Origin of the sequence: Enterobacter cloacae complex sp. S3 (genome assembly GCF_014930495.1) — a bacterium.
Taxonomy (GTDB): domain Bacteria; phylum Pseudomonadota; class Gammaproteobacteria; order Enterobacterales; family Enterobacteriaceae; genus Enterobacter; species Enterobacter asburiae_B.
The window spans coordinates 74,489-94,780 of record NZ_JADBRD010000031.1 but is presented as its reverse complement, the minus strand read 5'-3'; the positions used below and the strand labels follow the sequence as shown (position 1 = coordinate 94,780).

Genomic DNA, 20,292 nt, shown 5'->3' with positions numbered 1-20,292 from the left:
GAAGTGTAATCCACCTGATATTATACGTATTGTTTTTAGGTAATTAATTTAACAACACTTTTTCAAGCAGTTACTTAGGTATTCACGAAGGTGCTTAGCACCCGTTCCCCTTTTAGAACGTCACGGATGCGAAAAATCAGCACGTTTAATCCCACGCGCTAAATGTGGTTATCGTGATAATTTCGTTCTTATTTACTTAAAGGAACTAAGAATGAGTTGGAATAAAGAAGCTGCGGTTTCGTATCTCCGTTCACACGCTCTGGGGCACTCTCATAGTGAATGTGCGAAGTTTACCCGCCTGGCCATTCTGGCTGGAGGCGTTAAGGTGCCGAACACAGATTATGCAAAAGATTATGGGGCGCAGTTATTACGTGCTGGGTTCAGTGAGCTGCCGCCCGGCTCTACTTTAATTTCTGGCGATGTGGCTGTGATACAGCCGTATCCTGGCGGAAATGGCATAGGTCACATGACTATGTATGACGGTACGCAGTGGATTTCTGACTTTGTTCAAAAAAGCATGTATCCGGGGCCTGGGTACCGCAAAATGCAACCATCCTTTAAAATTTACAGGATGCACTGATGAAAAGGATATTTTTATCATTCGTTATGCTGCTGGTGGGATGTAGTTCGGCTGCCCGTCAAGATCAGAGCGCGCAAGACGCTACCGAATCATTTTATAAATCCTATCTTTCCGCATTCGGCAGCGATGAAGCCAGGCCTTATCCTGCCGACGCACTGCGTAAATATGTTTCTGCTGATACTATTGCTCGCATTAGCGCCATTCAGGAAATCTCTGAACAAGAGTTAATCGAATCTGATTATTTTACGTATACCCAGGATTACTCTCGCGATTGGATACCTGCGTTACGAGTGGGAAACGCAAGGCCATTTTTAAACGGTGAAGTAGTCCAGGTCATTGAGGGGGCGGGTGATGGAAGAAGCATACATCTTGAAGTCTTTCTTCGTCGTGAAGGTGATGCATGGAAAATCTACCGCGTTCGTGACATAACGAACAATCACGAGCACCCTATTTTCAATGCTGGCGCTATTACACGCGCTAAATCAGCGGCAGAAAGCGAACTGTAAAAGCTAAACCTTAAAACCTTTGTAGCCCTGACACCAGTCGGGGCTTTTTGTTTGCCATTCCCGCCGCGTAGCAATTGGAGAAAACTCCTGAATTAATGGATTAACCTGCCAGCCAACGGATTTGAACTGGCTCACCATACAAGATTATTCAATAATGTCCGTCGCGTGTGATTAACCAGTGGTTGAAGTATGAAAAAGACAATTTTTTCGTTGGCGCTTGGCACATTTGGCCTCGGAATGGCCGAATTTGGCATTATGGGCGTGTTAACCGAGCTGGCACATGACACCGGTATTTCGATTCCCTCCGCCGGGAATATGATCTCGTTTTATGCGTTCGGCGTGGTGATTGGCGCCCCGATTGTGGCGCTGTTCTCAGGCAAGTTTTCGTTAAAGACCACGCTGCTGTTTCTGGTGGCGATGTCCGCTGTCGGCAATGCCCTGTTTACGTTTTCCACGTCCTATTTCTGGCTGGCGGTGGGGCGGCTGATTTCCGGCTTTCCGCACGGGGCTATTTTTGGCGTCGGGGCGATTATCCTGTCTAAAATTGCGCCTCCGGGTAAGGTGACGGTCGCGGTGGCTGGGATGATCGCCGGTATGACCGTGGCCAACCTGATGGGCGTTCCGCTGGGGACCTGGCTCGGGCACCAGTTTAGCTGGCGCTATACCTTTTTTCTGATTGCCGTGTTCGATGCGCTGGTGATCCTTTCGGTTCTGCTCTGGGTGCCGGACATCCGCGACACATCAGAAATCAAATTAACCGAGCAGTTCCACTTTCTGAAAAAACCAGAACCCTGGCTGATCTTTGCCGCCACCATGTTTGGCAACGCCGGGGTGTTCGCGTGGTTCAGCTTCGTTAAGCCGTTTATGGTCAACGTCTCCGGTTATTCAGAAGGGATGATGACGGCCATCATGATGCTGATGGGGCTTGGCATGGTGTTGGGCAATCTGTTGAGCGGTAAGCTCTCGGGGCGTTTTAGCCCGCTGCGCATTGCGGCCACCACCGACATGGTGATTGTCGCCTCGCTGCTGCTGCTTTTCGCCTTTGGTGAACTGAAAACGGCCTCGCTGATCATGGGCTTTATCTGCTGTGCCGGGCTGTTCGCGCTCTCTGCGCCGCTACAAATTCTGCTTCTGCAAAATGCGAAGGGCGGTGAGATGCTGGGGGCGGCAGGGGGACAGATGGCGTTTAATCTCGGCAGTGCGATTGGCGCGTACTTTGGCGGAATGATGATTGTCCTCGGCTTTAGCTGGCGTTACGTCACGCTGCCGGCGGCAATACTCTCTTTCTCAGCCATGAGTGCACTGCTGATCTACGGTCACCTGCGGGCCAGACGGGCTCAGGCTAACGCTCGCGCGCTAGCCTGACAGGCTTCAGGCAAGCCAGGGCTCACCCAGGGTCAGCATCAGGCGGTTGGCCCAGGCGAAGAACGCGGCGGATTGCACCAGATCGAGCTGCGCTAAGGTATCCAGCCCCTCTTTTTCCAGCGCGGCAAGGTGCAGCGGCGTGGCGGCAGGCGGCGTGACCGACAGCGCCGCCGCAAAATCGATTTCCGCCTGCCAGCGTGCGGATTGCCCCTCGCTCAGGGACTGCCCCGGCCTCACGGCCAGCAGGGCTTCTACCGCCGCGTCATCCTTTGACAGCTGGCTGGCTTTACGCGCATGGACAGATGCGCAGTAAATGCAGCCGTTGATTTTACTGGCGACCGTTGCGGCCAGCTCGCGCTCGGCGCGCGGCAATCCCCCCGATGTATAAAAAATGCCTTTATCCGTTAACGTGCGCTGTTCAAGCACCGGCAGGTTGCGCGCCAGCAGGCGGAAGTACTCGGAATCGGTATGGCCAAATTTCGCCAGGATGGCAACCTCATCGTCACGGAAATCCGCCAGCGGTTTGGCCGCTATCCACGGTTCCCATCCCAGCTCCTGCTGGGTGAACGCGACGGGGGCCGCCTTTCCGGTGACCGTTGTTGCGGTCGTGTGCCAGATGCCTGCCGCCACCGGCGCATCGCTTTTGGCGACGGGCCTGTCATTCAGCAGCCGCAGCCCGGTGATGAGTCGGCTCTGGAAGCTCACAAACGCAATAAGCTGCGCCAGGGTAACAATGCCTTCCTTGCTCCATCCCGCCTGGGTCAGCGCCTTTAACGCTGCGGGCGTCGCTTCGACGGGGGAGAACGTCAGCAGGCGCGCGAAGTTCAGCGCCGGGGTCAGGCGTTCTGAGGTGGGATCGGCCAGGCCAAACCCCGCATAGTGCGCGGCCAGCGCCTCCGCGCTGTGCCACCTGGCGACTTTTGCCGCCACGGCGAAGCGCTCGTCGAGTGCAAAATCAGCATTCTGCTGGCTAAAGAGAATTTCGTAGCTGCCCTGCGCGTGGCGCGTGGCGGCATCACGCGTGGCGCGCGCCTCTGCCAGAGGGGAACCGGGTTTAATTTCCGCCAGCTCGGCGAGAATGTCCTGACTTAACGACATAGGTGTCTCCTCAAAGGATGTGGGGGGCAATACGTTCGGCGATCAGTTCGATGGACCGCAGCGTGTCGCGATGCGTGGGTTCGACCGAATGGACCTGGAATGAGATATCCGTGGCGCGCCTGAGAATGGAGTCGGCATTCAGCGAATGCAGCACCGTATCGGGCGAACCAATATGGGCGTCAAACTGGCGGCGATAATCGGTGACGTTGTCACCTTTAACCACGTGCCCGGCAGCGCGATGCTGCTGGGCCTGTTTCGTGAGGCCCGGCGTTGCGACCCTGAGCGCATAGTCGTCGCTGTCGGCGACGAACGCCGTACGGGAGGCCAGAATGCGCGGTGCGATGCCCGCAGGCAGCGCCTCAAGGTAGGCATCCACAATCGGGTTCTGGATCTCGTCGAGCGTTAAATCCAGCCGATCTGCCGGGCGCGGCTGCGTGCGGGAGAGCATTAAACCGTGTCCGGCCCGGGCGGCGCGAACGGCTCCGTCAACAGAGAAGGTGGCAATCCAGATACGGTCGGCAAGCTGTGGCGCAGGCGGGTAAAGGTGGTTATCCGGATGGGTCAGCGAATCCCCGCGCCAGGCGCTTTGGATAACATGCAAATGGTCAGCAAACGCCGCGCCGCGCTCCTCGAACGTCAGGCCGAACGGCAGAAATGAGGTCGGTGTGCCGCCCGAACCAAAACCGACCTCAAGACGACCATCGGCGAGTAAATCGAGCACGGCGGCATCTTCGGCGACGCGCAGCGGGTTTTCCATCGGCAGGGTGATGATGGCCGTGCCCAGCCGGATGGTTTCGGTATGCGCGGCTACGTGCGCCAGAAACAGCAGCGGCGACGGCAGGCCGCCTTCACTTTCGTGGAAGTGGTGCTGGGCAATCCAGGCGCTGTCAAAACCGTGGCGTTCGGCGTGGCGGATCTGTTCAGTTGCCAGACGATAGCGCTCCTTCGGCGCAGCGTCGTCGAGCAGGCGGGTGAAAAATCCCAGGCGTTTTCGCGTCATGCGAACTCCTCCGTAGCGGGTGAAAAATGGGGAATGGCGTCAATCAGCTCGCGGGTATAGTCGTTCTGCGGCGACGCGAATAAGGTTCCGACGTCGCCCTGTTCGACCACCTGACCGCCGCGAAGCACCGTGACGCTGTGAGCGATCCGGCGGACGGTTGACAGATCGTGCGTGATAAAGAGGTAGGTCAATCCCAGCTGCTGCTGCAGCTGCTGAAGCAGAGCCAGGATCTGCGCCTGCACGGTGACGTCCAGCGCGGAGGTGGCTTCGTCCAGCACCAGAATGGTCGGCTCCAGGATCAGCGCCCGGGCAATGGCAACGCGCTGGCGCTGTCCGCCTGAAAGCTCCCGGGCGGTGCGGGTCAGGAATTCGACGGGCAGGGCAACCCGCTGCGCCACCGTCTCCACCCGGAGCTTTCGCTGCGCCTTACTGAGTCGAGAAAAGTTCTTCAGGGGCTCCTCAATGATCTCGAACAGCGTCTGTCGCGGGTCGAGAGAGGCAAACGGGTTCTGGTAGACGAACTGGATCTTCTGGCGCAGCTGACGGCGGGCCTCGCGGCTGAGCGCGGTGGCATCAATATCATCAATGATGACCTGTCCGCTGTCGGCCTGTTCAAAACCCAGCAAAATACGGGCGAGGGTGGTTTTCCCGGAGCCGGATTCACCGACCAGCGCATGCGTGCTGCCGCGCCTGACGTCAAACGTCACCCGATCCAGCGCCTGAAGCTGATGACCTTTGCCCAGGGAGAATTGCTTGCTGATGGCGCGGGCGCGAATGGCCGGCGACGCGAGCGGGAGACCGGCTACCGGGGCGATGGTCAGGCGCTGGCCCTGGAGATCGCTCAACAGCTGGCGGGTGTAGGCGTGCTGCGGCGTGCGGACGATATCGGCGGTGTTGCCCTGTTCCTGAACCTCGCCATCGCGAAACACCAGCAGCCTGTCCGCGCGCTGTGCGGCCAGCGCCAGATCGTGGGTGACAAACAGAACGGCGGTACCCGACTCCCGGCGCAGGATATCCAGCAGATCGAGAATACGTTTTTGCACCGTCACATCCAGCGCGCTGGTGGGCTCATCGGCAACGATCACGTCCGGGCGCAGCGCTATCGCGATGGCAATCAGCACGCGCTGTTTCATCCCGCCGGAGAGCTGATGGGGATACTGCGTCATGCGCTGTTCGGGATGGCTCAGGCCGACCTTTGTCAGCAGGGCGAGCACCTGCTCGTCGCGCTCGGCGCGGGTCACCTTCTGGTGGAGCTGAATAATTTCTCCGACCTGCACACCGATGGTTTTCACCGGGTTGAGCGAATTACCCGGATCCTGCGGAACCAGGCTTATTCGCGCCCCGCGAAGGGTATCGAGACTCTTTGCGGACCATCGGCTAATCTCCTCGCCGTTGAGCGATATTTTTCCCGCATCGCGCCGGGCGTTATCGGCCAGCAGGCCAATGATCGCCTGCGCCGTGGTCGTCTTGCCGGACCCGGATTCGCCGACGAACGCCAGCATTTCCCCCCGTCCGAGCGTGAAGCTGACGTTATGCACCACTTCTCGCCACTGGCGAGCGGTACGGTAGCTGATCGTCAAATTTTCTACTGAGAGCACGGTCATTAGCGACCTCCGCTGAACTGTTGGCTGATGCGGTTGGTGGCCAGCACCACGGCGATGACGACCACGCCGGGGAAGGTGGTGAGCCACCAGGCGGTAGAGAGATAGTTACGGCCTTCGGCAATCAGTAAGCCCCATTCCGGCACGGGCGGCGGGGTGCCGTAGCCGAGAAAGCTCAGCGTGGAGAGCGCCAGGATGGCCTGACCAAACTGCAGCGTGGCAAAGGCGAGGACGGCGGTTAACGCGTTGGGCAGGATGTGTCGCCACAGCACGGCGAAAAACGTCCCGCCGCTGCCAAACGCCGCCTCGACGTAATCCGTGTGCCGGATGCGCACCACTTCACCGCGCGCGAGGCGGGCGAAGCTGGCAATGGAGGCAACGCCGACGGCAATCGCGGCGTTAACGGTGCCAAACCCGAGCAGAATAATCACCGTCAGCGAGAGTAGCAGAGACGGGATGGACAGCAGCACGTCGACGAAGCGCATCAGCAGAGACTCGACGCGTCCGGCGAACGCTCCGGCAGTCACCCCTAAGCCGGTACCGACCACCAGACCCATCGTCACGGCGGCCAGCGCCGCGCTCAGGGAGTGTGATGCACCGTAGACAATACGCGTGTAAACATCGCGGCCAAGCTGATCGGTCCCGAGCCAGTGACCGGCCTGCGGTGCCAGGCGCTGTGCCCCGGCGATGCCCTCAATCGGGCTGTAGTGGGTTAACAGGCCGGGCGCTACGGCGGCAAAAGCGGCGAGAATAATCACCCCCCATGCCAGCCACAGTCCCGGTTGCCATTCCACTCCCTGCCAGGCAGGAACGCGTTTTCGCGCGGCCGCCGCGTAATCGACCAGACTCATGATGCACCTCCGGTAACGGTTTGCAGACGGGGATCCAGCAGCGGCATCAGCAGATCCACCAGCAGATTGATCAGGACAAAACCGAGGGCGGAAATCATCACTACCGCCTGAAGCACGGCGATATCCTGATTATTCACCGCCTGCTGGGTCAGCTGCCCGAGCCCGCTGCGGCCAAAAACGGTTTCGGTGATCAGCGCCCCGGCAATCAGCTCGCCCAGCAGCAGCCCGGCAATGTTCAGGACCGGCAGCAGGGCGTTGCCGGTCACGTGACGCCACAGGACGGCGGTTTCACTCAGCCCTTTGGCCCGGGCGACGGCGACAAACGGCTGCGTCGCCACCTGGTCCAGACTGCGCATCAGAATTTGCGCCAGCGGGGCGGAAATCGGGATCGCGACGGTCACAATCGGCAGGATCAGCCCCTGCAGCGGCGTCGGGTTAATCACCGGGATCAGCCGCAGCTGAAAAGAAAAGAGCTGGATGAGGGCAATCCCCAGCCAGAACGTCGGTAAGGAGATAAACAGGACCGGCAGAGACTGAAGGGTATTGCTCAGCCAGCGCAGACCCGGCAGACGCGATGCAAAGGCCAGCGCAAAGGCCAGCAGGACCGCGAGTACAAACGCGGGCAGGGCGAGGCTCAGGGTATCCGGCAGATTGCTGGCAATCAGCTCGCTGACCGGCACGCCGGCCTGTAGCGAATAGCCGAAATCCCCGCGCAGCATCGCCAGCAGCGTGTGGCCGTATTGTTGCCACAGCGGGCTGTCCGCGCCGTAGGCCACGCGCATCTCCTCGATTTGCGCCGGGCTTAAGCCCAGGTCCGGGTTCTGAAATTTAATCAGCACCGCGTCGCCCGGCAGCACCTGGAGCAACACGAACGAGAGGGTAAAGGCGGCCCACAGTACCAGCAGCCCGTGCCCAAAGCGTTGAAGAAGTGCGTGGCGCATCGTCAGCTCCTCAGTGTTTCTCAATCCACGCGCCGTAGAACGACGGGCGGCCTACCGCTTCAAAATTGACGCCTTTCAGCCACGGCGCACCGGCGAAGACCTGCGGCTCCTCGAAAATCGGAATGACGTAGGCGTTATCCAGCAGGTAGCGCTGGGCGTCTCCCGTCAGCTGCAGGCGTTTTTGCGGGTCGACCTCAGCCGAAATGTTCACCAGCAGCGCATTCAGCCTGTCGTCACGGAAGTTTTTGACCTTGTCGCTGGATCCGCCTTTTTGCAGCAGCGCGTCGCGGTTAGCCAGGTAGAACATGCTTTTCACCACGTCCGGATCGGCGCGGCCCACTTCGGAGACGGTTAACGGGGTTTTCAGCGGGTCAAGGTTATCCAGCGTGCGGCTGCCTGCGTCTCCGGCTTTGACGCTCAGCGCCACGCCCACCTGGCGCCACTGCTGGGCAACCAGCTGCAGCACCTCTTTGTTTTGCGGCTGCGGCAGGGATTCATACACCGTCAGCGCCAGACGTTGGCCGTCTTTGGCGCGGATCCCGTCGCCGCCTGCTTTCCAGCCCGCGTCGTCCAGCAGCTGGTTGGCTTTTGCCGGGTCAAAGGTCAATTTGTCGCTGAGATCGACAAAGCCTGCGGCGGAACCGGCAATCACGGATTTCGCCTGCGGATAGTTGGCCGAGAAGAGGGTCTCGACCACCTGTTTTGCATTGGTGGCATGCAGCAGCGCCTGGCGAACGCGAATATCGGAAACCAGCGGGTTATCCGGGCGGAAGCTGATGCTGTCGTTCACCCCGCGCGTCGGGGCGGCGTAGATCTTATAGCCCCGATCGGTCGCCTGCTTTTCGTCATACGCCTGTACCTGGCGAATAAAGTCGGCCTGACCGGCCAGCAGGGCGCCCACGCGCACGCTGTCTTCCTGGGTCACGATAAACTTGATGCCGTCGAGATTGGCTGGCCCCTGCTGCGCCAGATTTTTCGGCCCCCACTGGTAGTCTTTGCGCGCTTCGAGCGTCACTTCACGACCCAGCTTCTCGTCCTTCACCACAAACGGGCCGGAACCAATGATGTGGCGGGCATCTCCCAGCTCCTCGAAGTTGCGCTTCAGCGTGCTGAGCGAGACCAGCCCCGAGCCAATGGTGGCGGTGCCCTGCAGGAACCCCGGCGACGGTTTTTTGAAGTAGAACTTCACGGTCAGCGGGTCGATGACTTCGCTGCGATCGTAGTTATTGATCACTTCTGACACCGGCAGGCGCTGCGCCTTGTTGCCTAAACCGTAGGTATCAAAGTTTTTCGCCACGGCGTTGGCGTCCAGCGGCGTGCCGTCGGAGAAGGTGATGCCGGGACGAAGCTTAAAGGTGTATTCGGTTTTATCGGTGTTGGTGGTCCAGCTTTCGGCCACCCAGGGTTCCACCTGCAGCGTCTTTGGGTTCTGCCACGTCAGCTTGTCGGTGATTTGATTCAGAATGCCGCCGTTCGGGTAAAAGCCACCGGCAGGCGGATAGAGGTTGGTGTGCGCCTGTTGCTCCAGATAAATCAGCGTGCCGCCTTTGACGGGCGCATCTGCGGCCCAGGCTGCGGTTGTCGCCAGAATCAGCGCCGTCAGCAGCGGCAGACGAAATGGGGTTTGCATGGTGAATTCCTTTGTTATCTTCTTGTTAGCGTCGGATTCATCATCGGGCGCGGGGGAAAACAAGGGAACAAAGGAATTAAGATAAGGATTGCCGGAAAATGGCTATAAAAAAACCGCCCCAGCGAGGAGCGGTAATGAAAGATGAACGATTATGAACGTAGGTCGATCACCATACGGCCGCGGATCTGGCCCTGTTCCATCTCTTTAAAGATGGCGTTGATGTCCTCGATTGGACGCATCGTGACTTTCGGCACCACCTTACCTTCAGCGGCGAACTGGAAGGCTTCCTGCAGATCCTGACGGGTGCCGACCAGCGAACCCACCACCTGGATGCCGTCCAGCACCAGACGCGGAATGTCGAGGCTCATCGCTTCCGGCGGCAGGCCAACCGCGACCACGCGGCCACCGGCACGCACGGCGTCAACGGCTGAGTTAAAGGCCGCTTTTGCGACGGCAGTGACGACTGCGGCATGCGCGCCGCCGGTTTTCTCCTGCACAATTTTCGCGGCGTCTTCGCTGCGGGAGTTGATGGTTAAATCCGCACCCATGCTGGCCGCCAGCTTCAGCTGTTCGTCGTTAACGTCGAGAGCGATGACTTTGGCGTTAAAGACGTTTTTGGCATATTGCAGCGCGAGGTTGCCCAGCCCGCCCAGACCGTAAATCGCAATCCACTGGCCTGGTTTGATTCCGGACACCTTCACCGCTTTGTAGGTAGTAACGCCGGCGCAGGTGATGCTGCTGGCCGCAGCGGATTCCAGACCATCCGGCACTTTTACCGCGTAATCCGCGGTGACGATGCACTCTTCCGCCATGCCGCCGTCAACGGAGTAACCGGCGTTTTTCACGTCGCGGCACAGGGTTTCGTTGCCGGTATTACAGTATTCGCAGTGGCCACAGCCTTCAAAAAACCAGGCCACGCTTGCGCGGTCGCCGACTTTCAGCGACTTCACGCCGGGGCCGACTTCTTTTACGATACCAATCCCTTCGTGGCCCAGGATAACCCCGGTTTTATCGCCGAAATCACCGTTCTTCACGTGGAGATCGGTATGGCATACGCCACAGCATTCCATCTTCAGCAGGGCTTCCCCGTGCTTTAGCGGGCGTAAGGTTTTTTCGGTGATATTGACCTGATGATCCTGAGTGACAACAGCAGCCTTCATGTGTATCTCCTTGTTCATGATGAGTATCTGCATAGCAGGTGTAATACCCCTCAAGGATTAGTGGTTTGGCGCTGTAATGCAAGGCAACGGCAACATAATGTCATTATTTAATCCATTTTCAGAATAAGAATACGGCGTTCCTCTAATAATTTAGGGGGAAAATACTGGCCCGACGAGAGACTCGCCGGGCGCAGACTTACAGCTGTGCCTCTATCTCCTCAATCTCTTTACGCCATTGCGCCTGCAGCTGCGGCTTTTGATGCTTCGGCTTACGCGCCAGATCGTCTTCCAGCAGCGTTTCCAGCGCGACCAGCCGTTCGAGCAGATCGTCATACGGCGAGGGTTGAACCGTCGCCGCGTCAATGGCGGGCGCGGTGGATGTCGCCAGCCCCGCGCTTTCACGCAGGCGCTCAAACACCGCTTCTGCATCGTGCCACTCGCTCAGCTTTCCCTCTTCAATCAGCCAGAAACGGTTGCAGCTTTGGCTAATTAGCTGACGATCATGGCTGACCAGCAGGACGCCGCCTTCAAACTGCTGAAGGGTTTGCGCCAGCGCCTCTTTGCCTTCCATGTCGAGGTGGTTGGTCGGCTCATCCAGCATCAGCAGGCTGTAGCGGGCAAGCGTCAGGCCAACGAACAGCAGGCGCGAGCGCTCGCCGCCGCTGAGCGTGCTGACCGTTTGCCCGTGACGCGCCCACGGGAAACCCGCGCTTATCAGCGCCATTTTGCGGTTCTGCGGATCCGGCGCGAAAGGCTCCAGCGCGTCGAGCAGCGTGGCGTTGTCCGCAAGCTGGTGAAGCGTCTGGTCGTAATAGCCTGGCGACACGCGCGGATGGATTTTCAACCCGCTGTTTGCGGACTCATCGGCAAACTGTTGCCAGATAAGCCTCATCAGCGACGATTTGCCGCAGCCGTTACGACCGACAATCGCCACGCGATCGCCGCTTTTTAGCCGCGCCATTTCGATGCTGAATAACGCCGGCAGGCCAGGTGCAGGAGGAACGTCGAGATTCTCCATTTCCAGCAAACGGTCGGCCCGCAGCGCGTCGCCGCGCAGGGTTAACGTCCACGGGCTGCCTGCCGTGAGCGCCGTCTGGCTCTCCTTCAGCCGTTCGACCTGTTTTTCCATCTGTTTGGCTTTGCGGGCCAGGTCTTCGTTGTCGTAAACCTTGCCCCAGGTCGCCAGCCGCTTGGCGCTGGCGGACACGCGGTCGATCTCCTTTTGCTCCGCCTTGTGGCGCTGCGCGTCGCTTTCATCCTTTGCTTCAAGCGCCTTGCGGGCGGCCGTGCAGGGAAGGGCGAAGTAGTGCAGCGTTTTATCGCGCAGGATCCAGCTGCCGTTAGTGACGGCGTCCAGCAGCTGTCGGTCGTGCGAGACCAGCACGAAGCTGCCTGACCAGTTCTGCAGAAAGTGTTCCAGCCAGAGCATGGTCGGCAAATCAAGGTGGTTGCTGGGTTCATCGAGCAGGAGCAGATCCGGCTCGTGAATCAGGGCCCGCGCCAGCAGCAGGCGCGTGTGCTGCCCGCCGCTCAGCGTGGCGGATTGCAGCGCCATATCCTGCGGCGTGAAGCCCATGCCTGCCAGCAGCGTTTCGGCTTTCCAGCGCAGGCTATCGCGCTCGGCTAAAGGCAGCTGTGCGAGTACGGCATCCAGCATGGTCAACGGGAAAATGGCGTCCGGAAGATGTTGTTCCACGCGCGCCATCAGGCAGTGCCCGGCCAGCGAAACCGTTCCGGCGGCGGGGGAGTCAGTGCCGTCCAGCACCTTCAGCAGCGTGCTTTTGCCGCAGCCGTTGTCGCCCAGCAGGCCAATGCGGTCGCCTTTTTTCAGCGTAAAGGAGAGTGAGTCGAAGAGCGTGCCAAACGCCGTATCAACGCGTAAAGATTGTGCAGTGAGTAAAGTGCTCATTGTTGCTTACCCAAGAGTTACAGGCATGTTTATGCCTCGTCAAACATCGCTGACGATAACTCAGTAAGCCCGAGAGAAGGGATTTCAGGGGTTGGTGTCTTCGCTCAAGCAGAAGTTATCGCAGCACGATACCGATAACGCTTGAGCTGGTGCGATCACCAAATGTATGTGAAACATTGAAAATTTCACAGTACAGCATAATTGGCCTCCTTATATATTCAGTAGGTTAATGGATGAAGGGAGTGTAGCGGGGGAAAAGGAGTTTGGCTAGTGGGGGGCGAATCTAATTCCCTCTCCCTTTGGGAGAGGGTTAGGGTGAGGGGAACATACGGCTGTAGTGGTCATTCCGTTCACTTTATGTTCCTTGCTACTCTGTAACGACATGACCTGTGAACGTGCCAGGGTGGCTCAGTCGCCACCACCCTGGCGACCCGGGCTCCCGGCGGTAAATCGCCGCTTCGCGGTGCCCTCGGCTTATTCCTTCCGGCTTATCGGGGATGGGCGGAGGTAACATCCCTGTAAAGCCCGCCCTCTCGGCGCATCCCTGCGCCTCGCCCCGGCCTGCAGGAAACGCCTCGGCGATTTACAGCCGGACCAGGGCGTGGCTGCAAGTTAATCATTTCGCTTCGAGAATCTGAATCGCTACTGGTTAATGAATTTATTGAAAGTCCCTCTCCCGAAGGGAGAGGGACCGGTCGGAGCGGATTAAATCGAGGTACGACGATAGCTGCGGTATTCAGGTTTCCAGAAGTTGTCGTCGATGGCCTGCTGCAGCGCGTCGGCAGAGGTTTTCACCGCCACGCCCTGCTGCTGCGCCATTTTACCTACCGCAAACGCGATAGCGCGCGACACCTTGTGAATGTCTTTCAGCTCCGGCAGCACCAGCCCTTCACCGTTGTTGACCAGCGGCGAGTAGCCCGCGAGGGTTTCGCTCGCCGACATCAGCATCTCATCGGTAATGCGGGACGCGCCGGAGGCGATCACGCCCAGACCAATCCCCGGGAAGATGTAAGAGTTGTTGCACTGGGCGATCGGATAGGTTTTATCCTTCCACACCACCGGGTCGAACGGGCTGCCGGTCGCGACCAGCGCGTTACCTTCGGTCCAGGCGATGATGTCCTGCGGGGTGGCTTCCACGCGGGAGGTCGGGTTGGAAAGCGGCATCACGATAGGGCGCTCGCAGTGCTTGTGCATCTCGCGAATGATCTCTTCGGTGAAGAGACCGGTTTGCCCGGAAACGCCGATCAGAATATCCGGCTTCACGTTGCGCACCACGTCCAGCAGGGAAAGGACTTCGTTGTCGGTATCCCAGTTTTTCAGGTTCTCGCGCTTCTGCACCAGCTTGTTCTGGAACGGCAGCAGGTTCGGCATAGCGTCGGTCAGCAGGCCGAAACGGTCAACCATAAAGACGCGGGAGCGGGCCAGCTCTTCGCTTAAGCCTTCGCGCTGCGTCTGGGCGATGATCTGCTCGGCGATACCACAGCCCGCAGAGCCTGCGCCCAGGAAGACGATTTTCTGGTAGCTCAGCTGGCTGCCGGCTGCGCGGCTGGCAGCGATAAGCGTACCCACGGTCACGGCCGCGGTGCCCTGGATGTCGTCGTTAAAGGAGCAGATCTCATCGCGATAGCGGTTCAGCAGCGGCATCGCGTTTTTCTGCGCGAAGTCTTCAAACTGCAGCAGAACGTCCGGCCAGCGGTGCTTCACGGCCTGAATGAAATCGTCGACAAACTGATAGTACTCGTCGTCGGTAATGCGCGGATGGCGCCAGCCCATATAGAGCGGATCGTTGAGCAACTGCTGGTTGTTGGTCCCGACGTCCAGCACCACCGGCAGGGTATACGCCGGGCTGATGCCGCCGCAGGCGGTGTAGAGAGAGAGTTTACCGATTGGGATCCCCATCCCGCCAATGCCCTGGTCGCCGAGGCCGAGAATACGTTCGCCGTCGGTCACCACAATCACTTTGATATTGTGGTTTGGCACGTTCTGCAGAATATCGTCCATGTTGTGACGGTTCTGATAGGAGATGAATACCCCGCGTGAACGACGGTAGATCTCTGAGAAACGCTCGCAGGCCGCACCCACCGTCGGGGTGTAGATCACCGGCATCATCTCTTCGAGATGGTTCTGCACCAGGCGATAGAAGAGGGTTTCATTGGTGTCCTGAATGTTGCGCAGGTAGATGTGCTTGTCGATTTCGGTTTTGAAACCCTGATACTGGATCCACGCGCGCTCCGCCTGTTCTTCAATGGTTTCAACCACTTCGGGCAGTAAACCCAGCAGGTTAAAGCTGCTGCGCTCTTCCATGCTGAAGGCGCTGCCTTTGTTGAGCAGGGGGAATTCGAGTAAAACCGGTCCGGCGTATGGGATGTATAAGGAACGATGTTTTTTCAGTTTGTTGTCCATGTCACTCACTCTTTTTATGAAGATCCGTCCCTGACACTGCTGTTTGTCATCTTTCTGGCCTGTGCGATGGGGTGCGGTCAGGCGGTATTATAAAGGAGCTAAATATTAATTACCGCAACACATAAACAAAAACACCATCGGGATTACCGATGGTGTTCTGGATCTCAGTCTGGAACTTACTTGCCGGCGTGGCGTTTTCTGCCGGTGGCGTGGGTGACCTGCGTTTCGTGGTCGCCTTCAATCACCACTTTACGCTGATTTGAAAGCTTGTAGTTCAGTCCCAGAATATGGCGTGCCTGACGGTTCGATTTCATGTTAACTCCTCAATCCTGTTGATAGTTTTAAGGACCAGTTTGCTTACGCAAACGAAATGTAACCCCTTAGGTTGCAGATCCAGCTTAGCAGGTTTTTACAAGGGTGCGTTTTGCCCGCTAACGACGTAGTTAATGGTCTGCTGGTAGATGTCACTGAGGATGTCATTATCCGTGGATTCCACCCATTTGGTCAGTTCCATCAAAATGTCATCTTCAGTCACAGCACCGTGCTCGGCGTGAAGACCCTGCGCAATCGCGTTAACGAGTTCAGGTTGTGCTGCTGTAGTATTAGCCGGGTAATAAGTAAACATGCTGCCTCCGTGTCGTTGTCTGTTTAATGGTACGGCTCGCAAAAAATTTAATTCATAAACAGAATGGCAAATATTTTCCCGGTTGTGGTTCAGATTCATCTTAGAAATAAAAATGACATAAGTTCATGCTTTTATGCGCTTTTAAAAGGTGTGGCTATATCGACGGGTAACGGCGGGGATATTTTGGCGGGGCTCCTGCTATCGCGGAAATATAGCAGGAGCCGTTTTTAAATTACCACTTCATTTCGCCAGTATTCACTTTGGCGCTTAATTCCAGCGAGCTTTCATCAGCGAGGCCCGGATACTGTTTTTTTAGGGTATTGATAACGCCTGCGGAATCTTTATGCGCGGCTAAAGCCTTTTCAAAGCGCTGCAGATAGTCGCGGGTAAACTCAATCGCGCCAGTGCCCGCTGGCGGGGTGCCCAGGTAATGGCCCGGGATCACGCGTTCAGGTTTGTGCGCGGCCATATTCTCCAGCGTTTCCTGCCACTGCTTGCGGCTTTCTGGCGTCTGGGTGTCTGCTGTCCAGACGTGAATACCCCAGGCTACCCCGGTGCCGCCGAGGATCGTTTTTGCTGACGGGATCCACACATAGGCCGCGTAGCTGTCTGGCTGCTCGATATCGACCTTTTCCCCGTCAACCATGAACGTGGTTGAGGCAAGCACCTGCGGGACAACCAGCTCCGTTGGCGCGCCGTCCTTCATCTGCGGCCCCCAGAAGGCGAGCTTGGCGTCTTTGGTGGCTTTAATATGGTCAACCACATGCTGTGTGGCCACCACTTTGGCATTCGGGAAGGCTTTGACCAGCGGCTGCAGGCCAAAATAGAAATCCGGATCGCCGGAGGTGATCACAATCTTGTTCAGGGTTTTACCGCTGCGGCGAATTTTCTCTACCAGCGCTTCGCCATCCTTCACGCTGAACTGCGCGTCAAACAGCACCGCCTCTTTCGGGCCGGAAACCAGCGTGGAGGAGACCGGGAAAATGCCTTTTTCCTGCGGGTTATAGGTATCAATGGTTAACGGCGCGGCAAAAACCGCAGGAGTGAAAAGGGTGGAAAGCAGGGCAAGGTGAGTGAATTTCATGCTGTTGTCTCTGTTGTTCAGGAATGTGTCTATTGTACGGATATTCTCATTTGCCAGAATTCCTGAAACAAGACATGCTTAGTTTCATAAATCGAGCAAATGGAGCTTATATGGATCGCGTTATCGCCGCTCAGGTTTACAACCGGATATGCGAGCTGGGCAGTTTGAGCGCGGCGGCCCGCGCGTTGGGCATTTCCCGACCGATGGTGAGCCGCTACCTTGAACAAATGGAGAAGTGGGCGGGAACGCGCCTGGTAAACCGCTCCACGCGCAAGCTGACGCTGACCGCAGCAGGGGAAAAGGTGCTGCAAAAAACGCGGACGCTCTCGCAGATTTCGCAGGAAATCGAGGGCCAGTCGGAGAAAGATCTGCCGTCCGGCACGCTGCGGGTGGCCTGCGCCCATTTTACCGCCATGCACCTGATTGCGCCGGTCCTGCCTGAGCTGCTCTCGCGCTACCCGCAGCTGCGCATCGAGCTGGACGTGAATAACCACCCGGTCAGCCTGGTGGGAGAGCGCATTGATGTCGCCGTGCGCATTACCGACAACCCCGAACCCGGCATGATTGCCCGCCGGCTGGGGGAGTGTCGCTCGGTGCTTTGCGCCTCGCCGGAGTACCTGGCACAGCACGGTATCCCCGTCAGCCCTGAAGAATTAGCGCAGCACAACTGTCTGCACTACAGCTTTTTTGCCGGGCAGTCCTGGCACTTTCTGACGCCGGAAGGGGAAAGCCTGAGCGTGGCCGTCAGCGGCAACCTGAGCGCCAGCATCTCTTCGCTGTTGATGGACGCGGCGATTAAGCACTGCGGTATCGCCATGCTGCCGGAGCGCGAAGCGTCTGCCGCGCTGGACCAGGGATTGCTGGTGCCGGTACTGGAGGCGCTTGAGCCGAAACCGCTTGCCATCCATGGCATTTATCAGTCCCGGGAATACCAGCCTGCCGCGCTGCGCGTGTTCCTTGACGAACTGTCGCGCTACCTGGCATAAGAAAGGATTACTTCGCCTTTAGCCAGGGAGACGTCGTGCTCCAGAAAATAATATCGGCACCGAGATAACTTTCGCCGAAGCGGACAAATTCCGCTTTGGTGAACGGTTTTCCGGTCTGAGGATCCTTATAGGTCAGGGTCGGCTCCTGAACCGCCATGGCGATGAGCGGCAGCGTCTGTTTATTTTTATGGAAGAAGGGATAGGCGTTCTTCATGTGGGCCTTGCGGTTGGGAACAATGTCCGGCCCACCCAGGCCGATATTGTTAGCGCTGGCATACGCAAACAGACGCCCCATGTAGTTGTGGTCATTATCCCATTCGCACGGCCAGAAGTTCACGTACTGCACCACGTGAGATTTCTGAAAAGCCTTTCGCGCAAAGGCCAGGTTTTCCATTTCACCCGCGAAATAGCTGTCGCAGGTAAATCCGGCGGGCGGATTTTTTTCGTCGAGATCAATGGCGGTTTCGGGCAGGTTTACCCCATACACCTTGCCATCAAAGCGTTTCGCGAGGGCGGCCAGCAGTGCCTGGTAGCGCTGGCGCACGGAAGGATCCCACTGACGCGCCACCCATCCTGAACCGACCGGCTTGCCTTCGCCGGGGTTATCGAACTGCGGCGCAATCCCGCCACCGTATTGTGTGTCGCGCATGAGATAGTCCGGCACGTAGCGGGCGTCCGGCTCAAAGAAACGATCCTGGATTTGAATAAAGAGTTTTTTTCCGGCGGCCTTAACGCGCGCCAGATCCTGTTCAATCCGCGAGAAGTCATAGCTGTCCTTCTCGGGTTCCAGCAGGCGCCAGTTGTAAACGATCTGCACGCCGCCGATATCGCTTCGCGCAACAAGCGGGAACGCCGCGTCGAGATCGCCCGAGCTGGTATAGATAAAGTTCTCCGGCGTTTTCGCCAGTGAAGAGAGCGACAGAGCCAGCGTGGTGACGGCAACGGCCATCCTGATTTTTAGCGCCATATCATTATCCTTTTTGTCGGTACAGCAGGTGAAAGTCCTGGAATTGTCTGTGTTCCAGGGTGGGTCAGATGCGTAGTCTATACTTAACCCTTTGTAAGCCAAAAGGAGAGCAAGAATGACTATTCATAAGCACGGTTCGGCACACTGGTCTGGCGACATTAAGCGCGGAAAAGGAACGGTTTCCACCGAGAGCGGCGTTCTCAATCAGCAGCCTTATGGTTTCAATACCCGCTTTGAGGGCGAAAAGGGGACCAACCCCGAAGAGCTGATTGGCGCGGCACATGCGGCCTGCTTCTCAATGGCGCTGTCGCTGATGCTCGGCGAAGCGGGCTATACCGCCGATTCCATTGATACCACCGCGGACGTGTCTCTGGATAAAACCGACGGCGGCTTTGCCATCACTAAAGTTGCCCTGAAAAGCAAGGTGACCGTTCCCGGCATCGCCCCACAGCAGTTCGACGGCATTATTCAGAAAGCAAAAGCCGGCTGTCCGGTCTCGCAGCTCCTGAAAGCCGAGATTACGCTGGACTATAAGCTCAATTAAGCCACAGCCGGGTTTGCGCCCGGCTATCCCTTCAGCGCGGCGGGGAACACCTCCGCCAGCCAGGCAATAAACACCTTCAGGCGGTGCGTCAAATGCCGGTTCTGCGGGTAAACCACATGAAACGGATACGCGGCAGGGCGCCAGTCGCCCAGGAGCGCCGCCAGCGTGCCCGCCTGTAAATACGACTTTGCCGAATACTCAAAGGTTTGAACGATCCCCAGCCCCGCCGCGGCAGCCGCCAGATGGGCATTACTTTCATTGACGCCGAGATAGTGCGGAATGTTGATTTCCAGCGCCTCGCCGTTCTGCCGGAAGCGAAACGGAAACGGCCGTCCGGTGACGGGCGAGAGATAGCTAATCAGCTTGTGGCCGTTGCGCAGCTCCTGCGGATAGGCCGGGACGCCGTGATTTTTCAGGTAACCCGGCGTCGCGCAGGTGACCATTTCGGCGTTACCGAGATGACGGGCGATGAGGGTCGAGTCGTCCAGCGGCCCGCCGCGGATCACGCAGTCTACGTTACCGCTGATGAGATCGACCGGCCGGTCGGCCACGCCAAGGTCGATGCGGATCTCCGGGTAGCGCTGCATAAATTCCGGAAGCAGGGGGATGAGCACGTCCCGGGCGGTGGAGCCGCCCACGTCAACCCGCAAATGCCCTTTTGGCGTCGCGCGGGAAACGCGAAACGAGGTGTCGATATCTTCGATATCTATCAAGACCCTGAGCGCTTTTTCATAGTATTCCATCCCTTCAGGCGTCGCGACCACCCGTCGAGTGGTGCGGTGCAGAAGGCGTATCTCCAGGTGCGACTCAAGCGATTTGACCAGCTTGCTCAGCGTGGCGATCGGCATATTCAGCGAGTCCGCCGCGCGGGTAAAACTGCCGGACTCCACGACCCGCGTAAAGGCGCGCATCGCCATGAGCTGGTCCATGATGACCTCGGATTATTTCTGTTTGTGAATAGTCATTTTCATTTTTGCCCGTTTTTCACTAATGCCGCAAGGGCTAAAGTTTGTCCAACGCAAACCCAACAAAAGGTAAATGA

Annotated in this window: 19 protein-coding genes; 5 read left to right on the top strand and 14 right to left on the bottom strand. The window is 58.0% G+C overall.

Annotated features, from left to right (window positions below; genetic code table 11):
* Nucleotides 1-211: 211 nt before the first annotated feature.
* The 3 genes from IM317_RS18000 (at nucleotide 212) to araJ (ending at nucleotide 2,451) form a co-directional block, all read left to right on the top strand.
* Nucleotides 212-580, top strand: coding sequence for a hypothetical protein (locus IM317_RS18000; RefSeq protein ID WP_033145638.1), 369 nt, complete (start codon nucleotides 212-214; stop codon nucleotides 578-580).
* Entirely contained in the window at nucleotides 580-1,086 is a 507-nt protein-coding gene (locus IM317_RS17995; protein WP_033145637.1) for a YbjP/YqhG family protein, read from the top strand. Before IM317_RS18000 ends, IM317_RS17995 begins: the two co-directional genes overlap by 1 nt.
* 189 nt (nucleotides 1,087-1,275) lie before the next feature.
* The gene (gene araJ / locus IM317_RS17990; protein ID WP_033145636.1) at nucleotides 1,276-2,451 is read left to right on the top strand and encodes an MFS transporter AraJ; all 1,176 of its coding nucleotides are present in this window, start codon (nucleotides 1,276-1,278) and stop codon (nucleotides 2,449-2,451) included.
* Between the two features lie 6 nt (nucleotides 2,452-2,457).
* On the opposite strand, the gene IM317_RS17985 is transcribed toward araJ, so the two are convergent.
* From IM317_RS17985 to IM317_RS17930, 12 genes are all read right to left on the bottom strand, one after another.
* Nucleotides 2,458-3,549, bottom strand: coding sequence for an alkylhydroperoxidase domain protein (locus IM317_RS17985; RefSeq protein ID WP_033145635.1), 1,092 nt, complete (start codon nucleotides 3,547-3,549; stop codon nucleotides 2,458-2,460).
* A gap of 10 nt (nucleotides 3,550-3,559) precedes the next feature.
* Nucleotides 3,560-4,549, bottom strand: coding sequence for a putative FMN-dependent luciferase-like monooxygenase (locus IM317_RS17980; protein ID WP_033145634.1), 990 nt, complete (start codon nucleotides 4,547-4,549; stop codon nucleotides 3,560-3,562).
* The gene (locus tag IM317_RS17975; protein WP_033145633.1) at nucleotides 4,546-6,153 is read right to left on the bottom strand and encodes an ABC transporter ATP-binding protein; all 1,608 of its coding nucleotides are present in this window, start codon (nucleotides 6,151-6,153) and stop codon (nucleotides 4,546-4,548) included. The genes IM317_RS17980 and IM317_RS17975 overlap by 4 nt, the downstream gene beginning before the upstream one ends.
* Entirely contained in the window at nucleotides 6,153-7,001 is an 849-nt protein-coding gene (locus tag IM317_RS17970; RefSeq protein ID WP_033145632.1) for an ABC transporter permease, read from the bottom strand. The genes IM317_RS17975 and IM317_RS17970 overlap by 1 nt, the downstream gene beginning before the upstream one ends.
* Nucleotides 6,998-7,942, bottom strand: a complete 945-nt coding sequence (locus IM317_RS17965; protein ID WP_024909556.1) for an ABC transporter permease — start codon at nucleotides 7,940-7,942, stop codon at nucleotides 6,998-7,000. Before IM317_RS17965 ends, IM317_RS17970 begins: the two co-directional genes overlap by 4 nt.
* 10 nt (nucleotides 7,943-7,952) lie before the next feature.
* The gene (locus tag IM317_RS17960; protein WP_033145631.1) at nucleotides 7,953-9,572 is read right to left on the bottom strand and encodes a TIGR04028 family ABC transporter substrate-binding protein; all 1,620 of its coding nucleotides are present in this window, start codon (nucleotides 9,570-9,572) and stop codon (nucleotides 7,953-7,955) included.
* 149 nt (nucleotides 9,573-9,721) lie between these two features.
* On the bottom strand, nucleotides 9,722-10,732 hold the full coding sequence (adhP, locus tag IM317_RS17955; RefSeq protein WP_033145630.1) for an alcohol dehydrogenase AdhP: 1,011 nt from the start codon (nucleotides 10,730-10,732) through the stop codon (nucleotides 9,722-9,724).
* A 196-nt stretch (nucleotides 10,733-10,928) separates the two neighbouring features.
* Nucleotides 10,929-12,641 (bottom strand): ABC-F family ATP-binding cassette domain-containing protein, encoded by a 1,713-nt coding sequence (locus IM317_RS17950; protein WP_033145629.1) that lies wholly within the window; start codon nucleotides 12,639-12,641, stop codon nucleotides 10,929-10,931.
* Nucleotides 12,642-13,346: 705 nt separating this feature from the next.
* Nucleotides 13,347-15,044, bottom strand: coding sequence for an NAD-dependent malic enzyme (locus IM317_RS17945; protein ID WP_023311897.1), 1,698 nt, complete (start codon nucleotides 15,042-15,044; stop codon nucleotides 13,347-13,349).
* A 176-nt stretch (nucleotides 15,045-15,220) separates the two neighbouring features.
* Nucleotides 15,221-15,358, bottom strand: coding sequence for a stationary-phase-induced ribosome-associated protein (sra, locus tag IM317_RS17940; protein ID WP_008501714.1), 138 nt, complete (start codon nucleotides 15,356-15,358; stop codon nucleotides 15,221-15,223).
* 95 nt (nucleotides 15,359-15,453) lie between these two features.
* Nucleotides 15,454-15,669 carry a biofilm-dependent modulation protein gene (gene bdm, locus IM317_RS17935; RefSeq protein ID WP_023335793.1) on the bottom strand — a complete coding sequence of 72 codons (216 nt, stop codon included), beginning with the start codon at nucleotides 15,667-15,669 and terminating at the stop codon, nucleotides 15,454-15,456.
* A gap of 232 nt (nucleotides 15,670-15,901) precedes the next feature.
* Nucleotides 15,902-16,753 (bottom strand): Vmh family MBL fold metallo-hydrolase, encoded by an 852-nt coding sequence (locus IM317_RS17930; RefSeq protein WP_033145628.1) that lies wholly within the window; start codon nucleotides 16,751-16,753, stop codon nucleotides 15,902-15,904.
* Between the two features lie 110 nt (nucleotides 16,754-16,863).
* On the opposite strand from IM317_RS17930, the gene IM317_RS17925 reads away from it, so the two are divergent.
* Nucleotides 16,864-17,739 (top strand): LysR family transcriptional regulator, encoded by an 876-nt coding sequence (locus IM317_RS17925; RefSeq protein ID WP_033145627.1) that lies wholly within the window; start codon nucleotides 16,864-16,866, stop codon nucleotides 17,737-17,739.
* Between the two features lie 7 nt (nucleotides 17,740-17,746).
* On the opposite strand, the gene IM317_RS17920 is transcribed toward IM317_RS17925, so the two are convergent.
* The gene (locus IM317_RS17920; RefSeq protein ID WP_033145626.1) at nucleotides 17,747-18,706 is read right to left on the bottom strand and encodes a hypothetical protein; all 960 of its coding nucleotides are present in this window, start codon (nucleotides 18,704-18,706) and stop codon (nucleotides 17,747-17,749) included.
* 115 nt (nucleotides 18,707-18,821) lie between these two features.
* On the opposite strand from IM317_RS17920, the gene IM317_RS17915 reads away from it, so the two are divergent.
* A complete protein-coding gene (locus tag IM317_RS17915) occupies nucleotides 18,822-19,250 on the top strand; it encodes an OsmC family protein (RefSeq protein ID WP_023311893.1) in 429 nt (142 codons plus the stop codon).
* 23 nt (nucleotides 19,251-19,273) lie between these two features.
* On the opposite strand, the gene IM317_RS17910 is transcribed toward IM317_RS17915, so the two are convergent.
* Complete coding sequence (locus IM317_RS17910) at nucleotides 19,274-20,179, bottom strand: LysR family transcriptional regulator (RefSeq protein ID WP_033145625.1); 906 nt, start codon at nucleotides 20,177-20,179, stop codon at nucleotides 19,274-19,276.
* Nucleotides 20,180-20,292 lie beyond the last annotated feature (113 nt).

Bases quoted from the DNA above. Each gene is read 5' to 3' on its own strand.
- IM317_RS17960 (WP_033145631.1), bottom strand. From the start codon at position 9,572: ATGCAAACCCCATTTCGTCTGCCGCTGCTGACGGCGCTGATTCTGGCG.
- IM317_RS17930 (WP_033145628.1), bottom strand. From the start codon at position 16,753: ATGAAATTCACTCACCTTGCCCTGCTTTCCACCCTTTTCACTCCTGCG.
- IM317_RS17965 (WP_024909556.1), bottom strand. From the start codon at position 7,942: ATGCGCCACGCACTTCTTCAACGCTTTGGGCACGGGCTGCTGGTACTG.
- IM317_RS17920 (WP_033145626.1), bottom strand. From the start codon at position 18,706: ATGGCGCTAAAAATCAGGATGGCCGTTGCCGTCACCACGCTGGCTCTG.
- IM317_RS17970 (WP_033145632.1), bottom strand. From the start codon at position 7,001: ATGAGTCTGGTCGATTACGCGGCGGCCGCGCGAAAACGCGTTCCTGCC.
- IM317_RS17985 (WP_033145635.1), bottom strand. From the start codon at position 3,549: ATGTCGTTAAGTCAGGACATTCTCGCCGAGCTGGCGGAAATTAAACCC.
- IM317_RS17915 (WP_023311893.1), top strand. From the start codon at position 18,822: ATGACTATTCATAAGCACGGTTCGGCACACTGGTCTGGCGACATTAAG.
- IM317_RS17925 (WP_033145627.1), top strand. From the start codon at position 16,864: ATGGATCGCGTTATCGCCGCTCAGGTTTACAACCGGATATGCGAGCTG.
- IM317_RS17910 (WP_033145625.1), bottom strand. From the start codon at position 20,179: ATGGACCAGCTCATGGCGATGCGCGCCTTTACGCGGGTCGTGGAGTCC.
- sra (WP_008501714.1), bottom strand. From the start codon at position 15,358: ATGAAATCGAACCGTCAGGCACGCCATATTCTGGGACTGAACTACAAG.
- IM317_RS17995 (WP_033145637.1), top strand. From the start codon at position 580: ATGAAAAGGATATTTTTATCATTCGTTATGCTGCTGGTGGGATGTAGT.
- araJ (WP_033145636.1), top strand. From the start codon at position 1,276: ATGAAAAAGACAATTTTTTCGTTGGCGCTTGGCACATTTGGCCTCGGA.
- bdm (WP_023335793.1), bottom strand. From the start codon at position 15,669: ATGTTTACTTATTACCCGGCTAATACTACAGCAGCACAACCTGAACTC.
- IM317_RS18000 (WP_033145638.1), top strand. From the start codon at position 212: ATGAGTTGGAATAAAGAAGCTGCGGTTTCGTATCTCCGTTCACACGCT.
- IM317_RS17980 (WP_033145634.1), bottom strand. From the start codon at position 4,549: ATGACGCGAAAACGCCTGGGATTTTTCACCCGCCTGCTCGACGACGCT.
- IM317_RS17950 (WP_033145629.1), bottom strand. From the start codon at position 12,641: ATGAGCACTTTACTCACTGCACAATCTTTACGCGTTGATACGGCGTTT.
- IM317_RS17975 (WP_033145633.1), bottom strand. From the start codon at position 6,153: ATGACCGTGCTCTCAGTAGAAAATTTGACGATCAGCTACCGTACCGCT.
- IM317_RS17945 (WP_023311897.1), bottom strand. From the start codon at position 15,044: ATGGACAACAAACTGAAAAAACATCGTTCCTTATACATCCCATACGCC.
- adhP (WP_033145630.1), bottom strand. From the start codon at position 10,732: ATGAAGGCTGCTGTTGTCACTCAGGATCATCAGGTCAATATCACCGAA.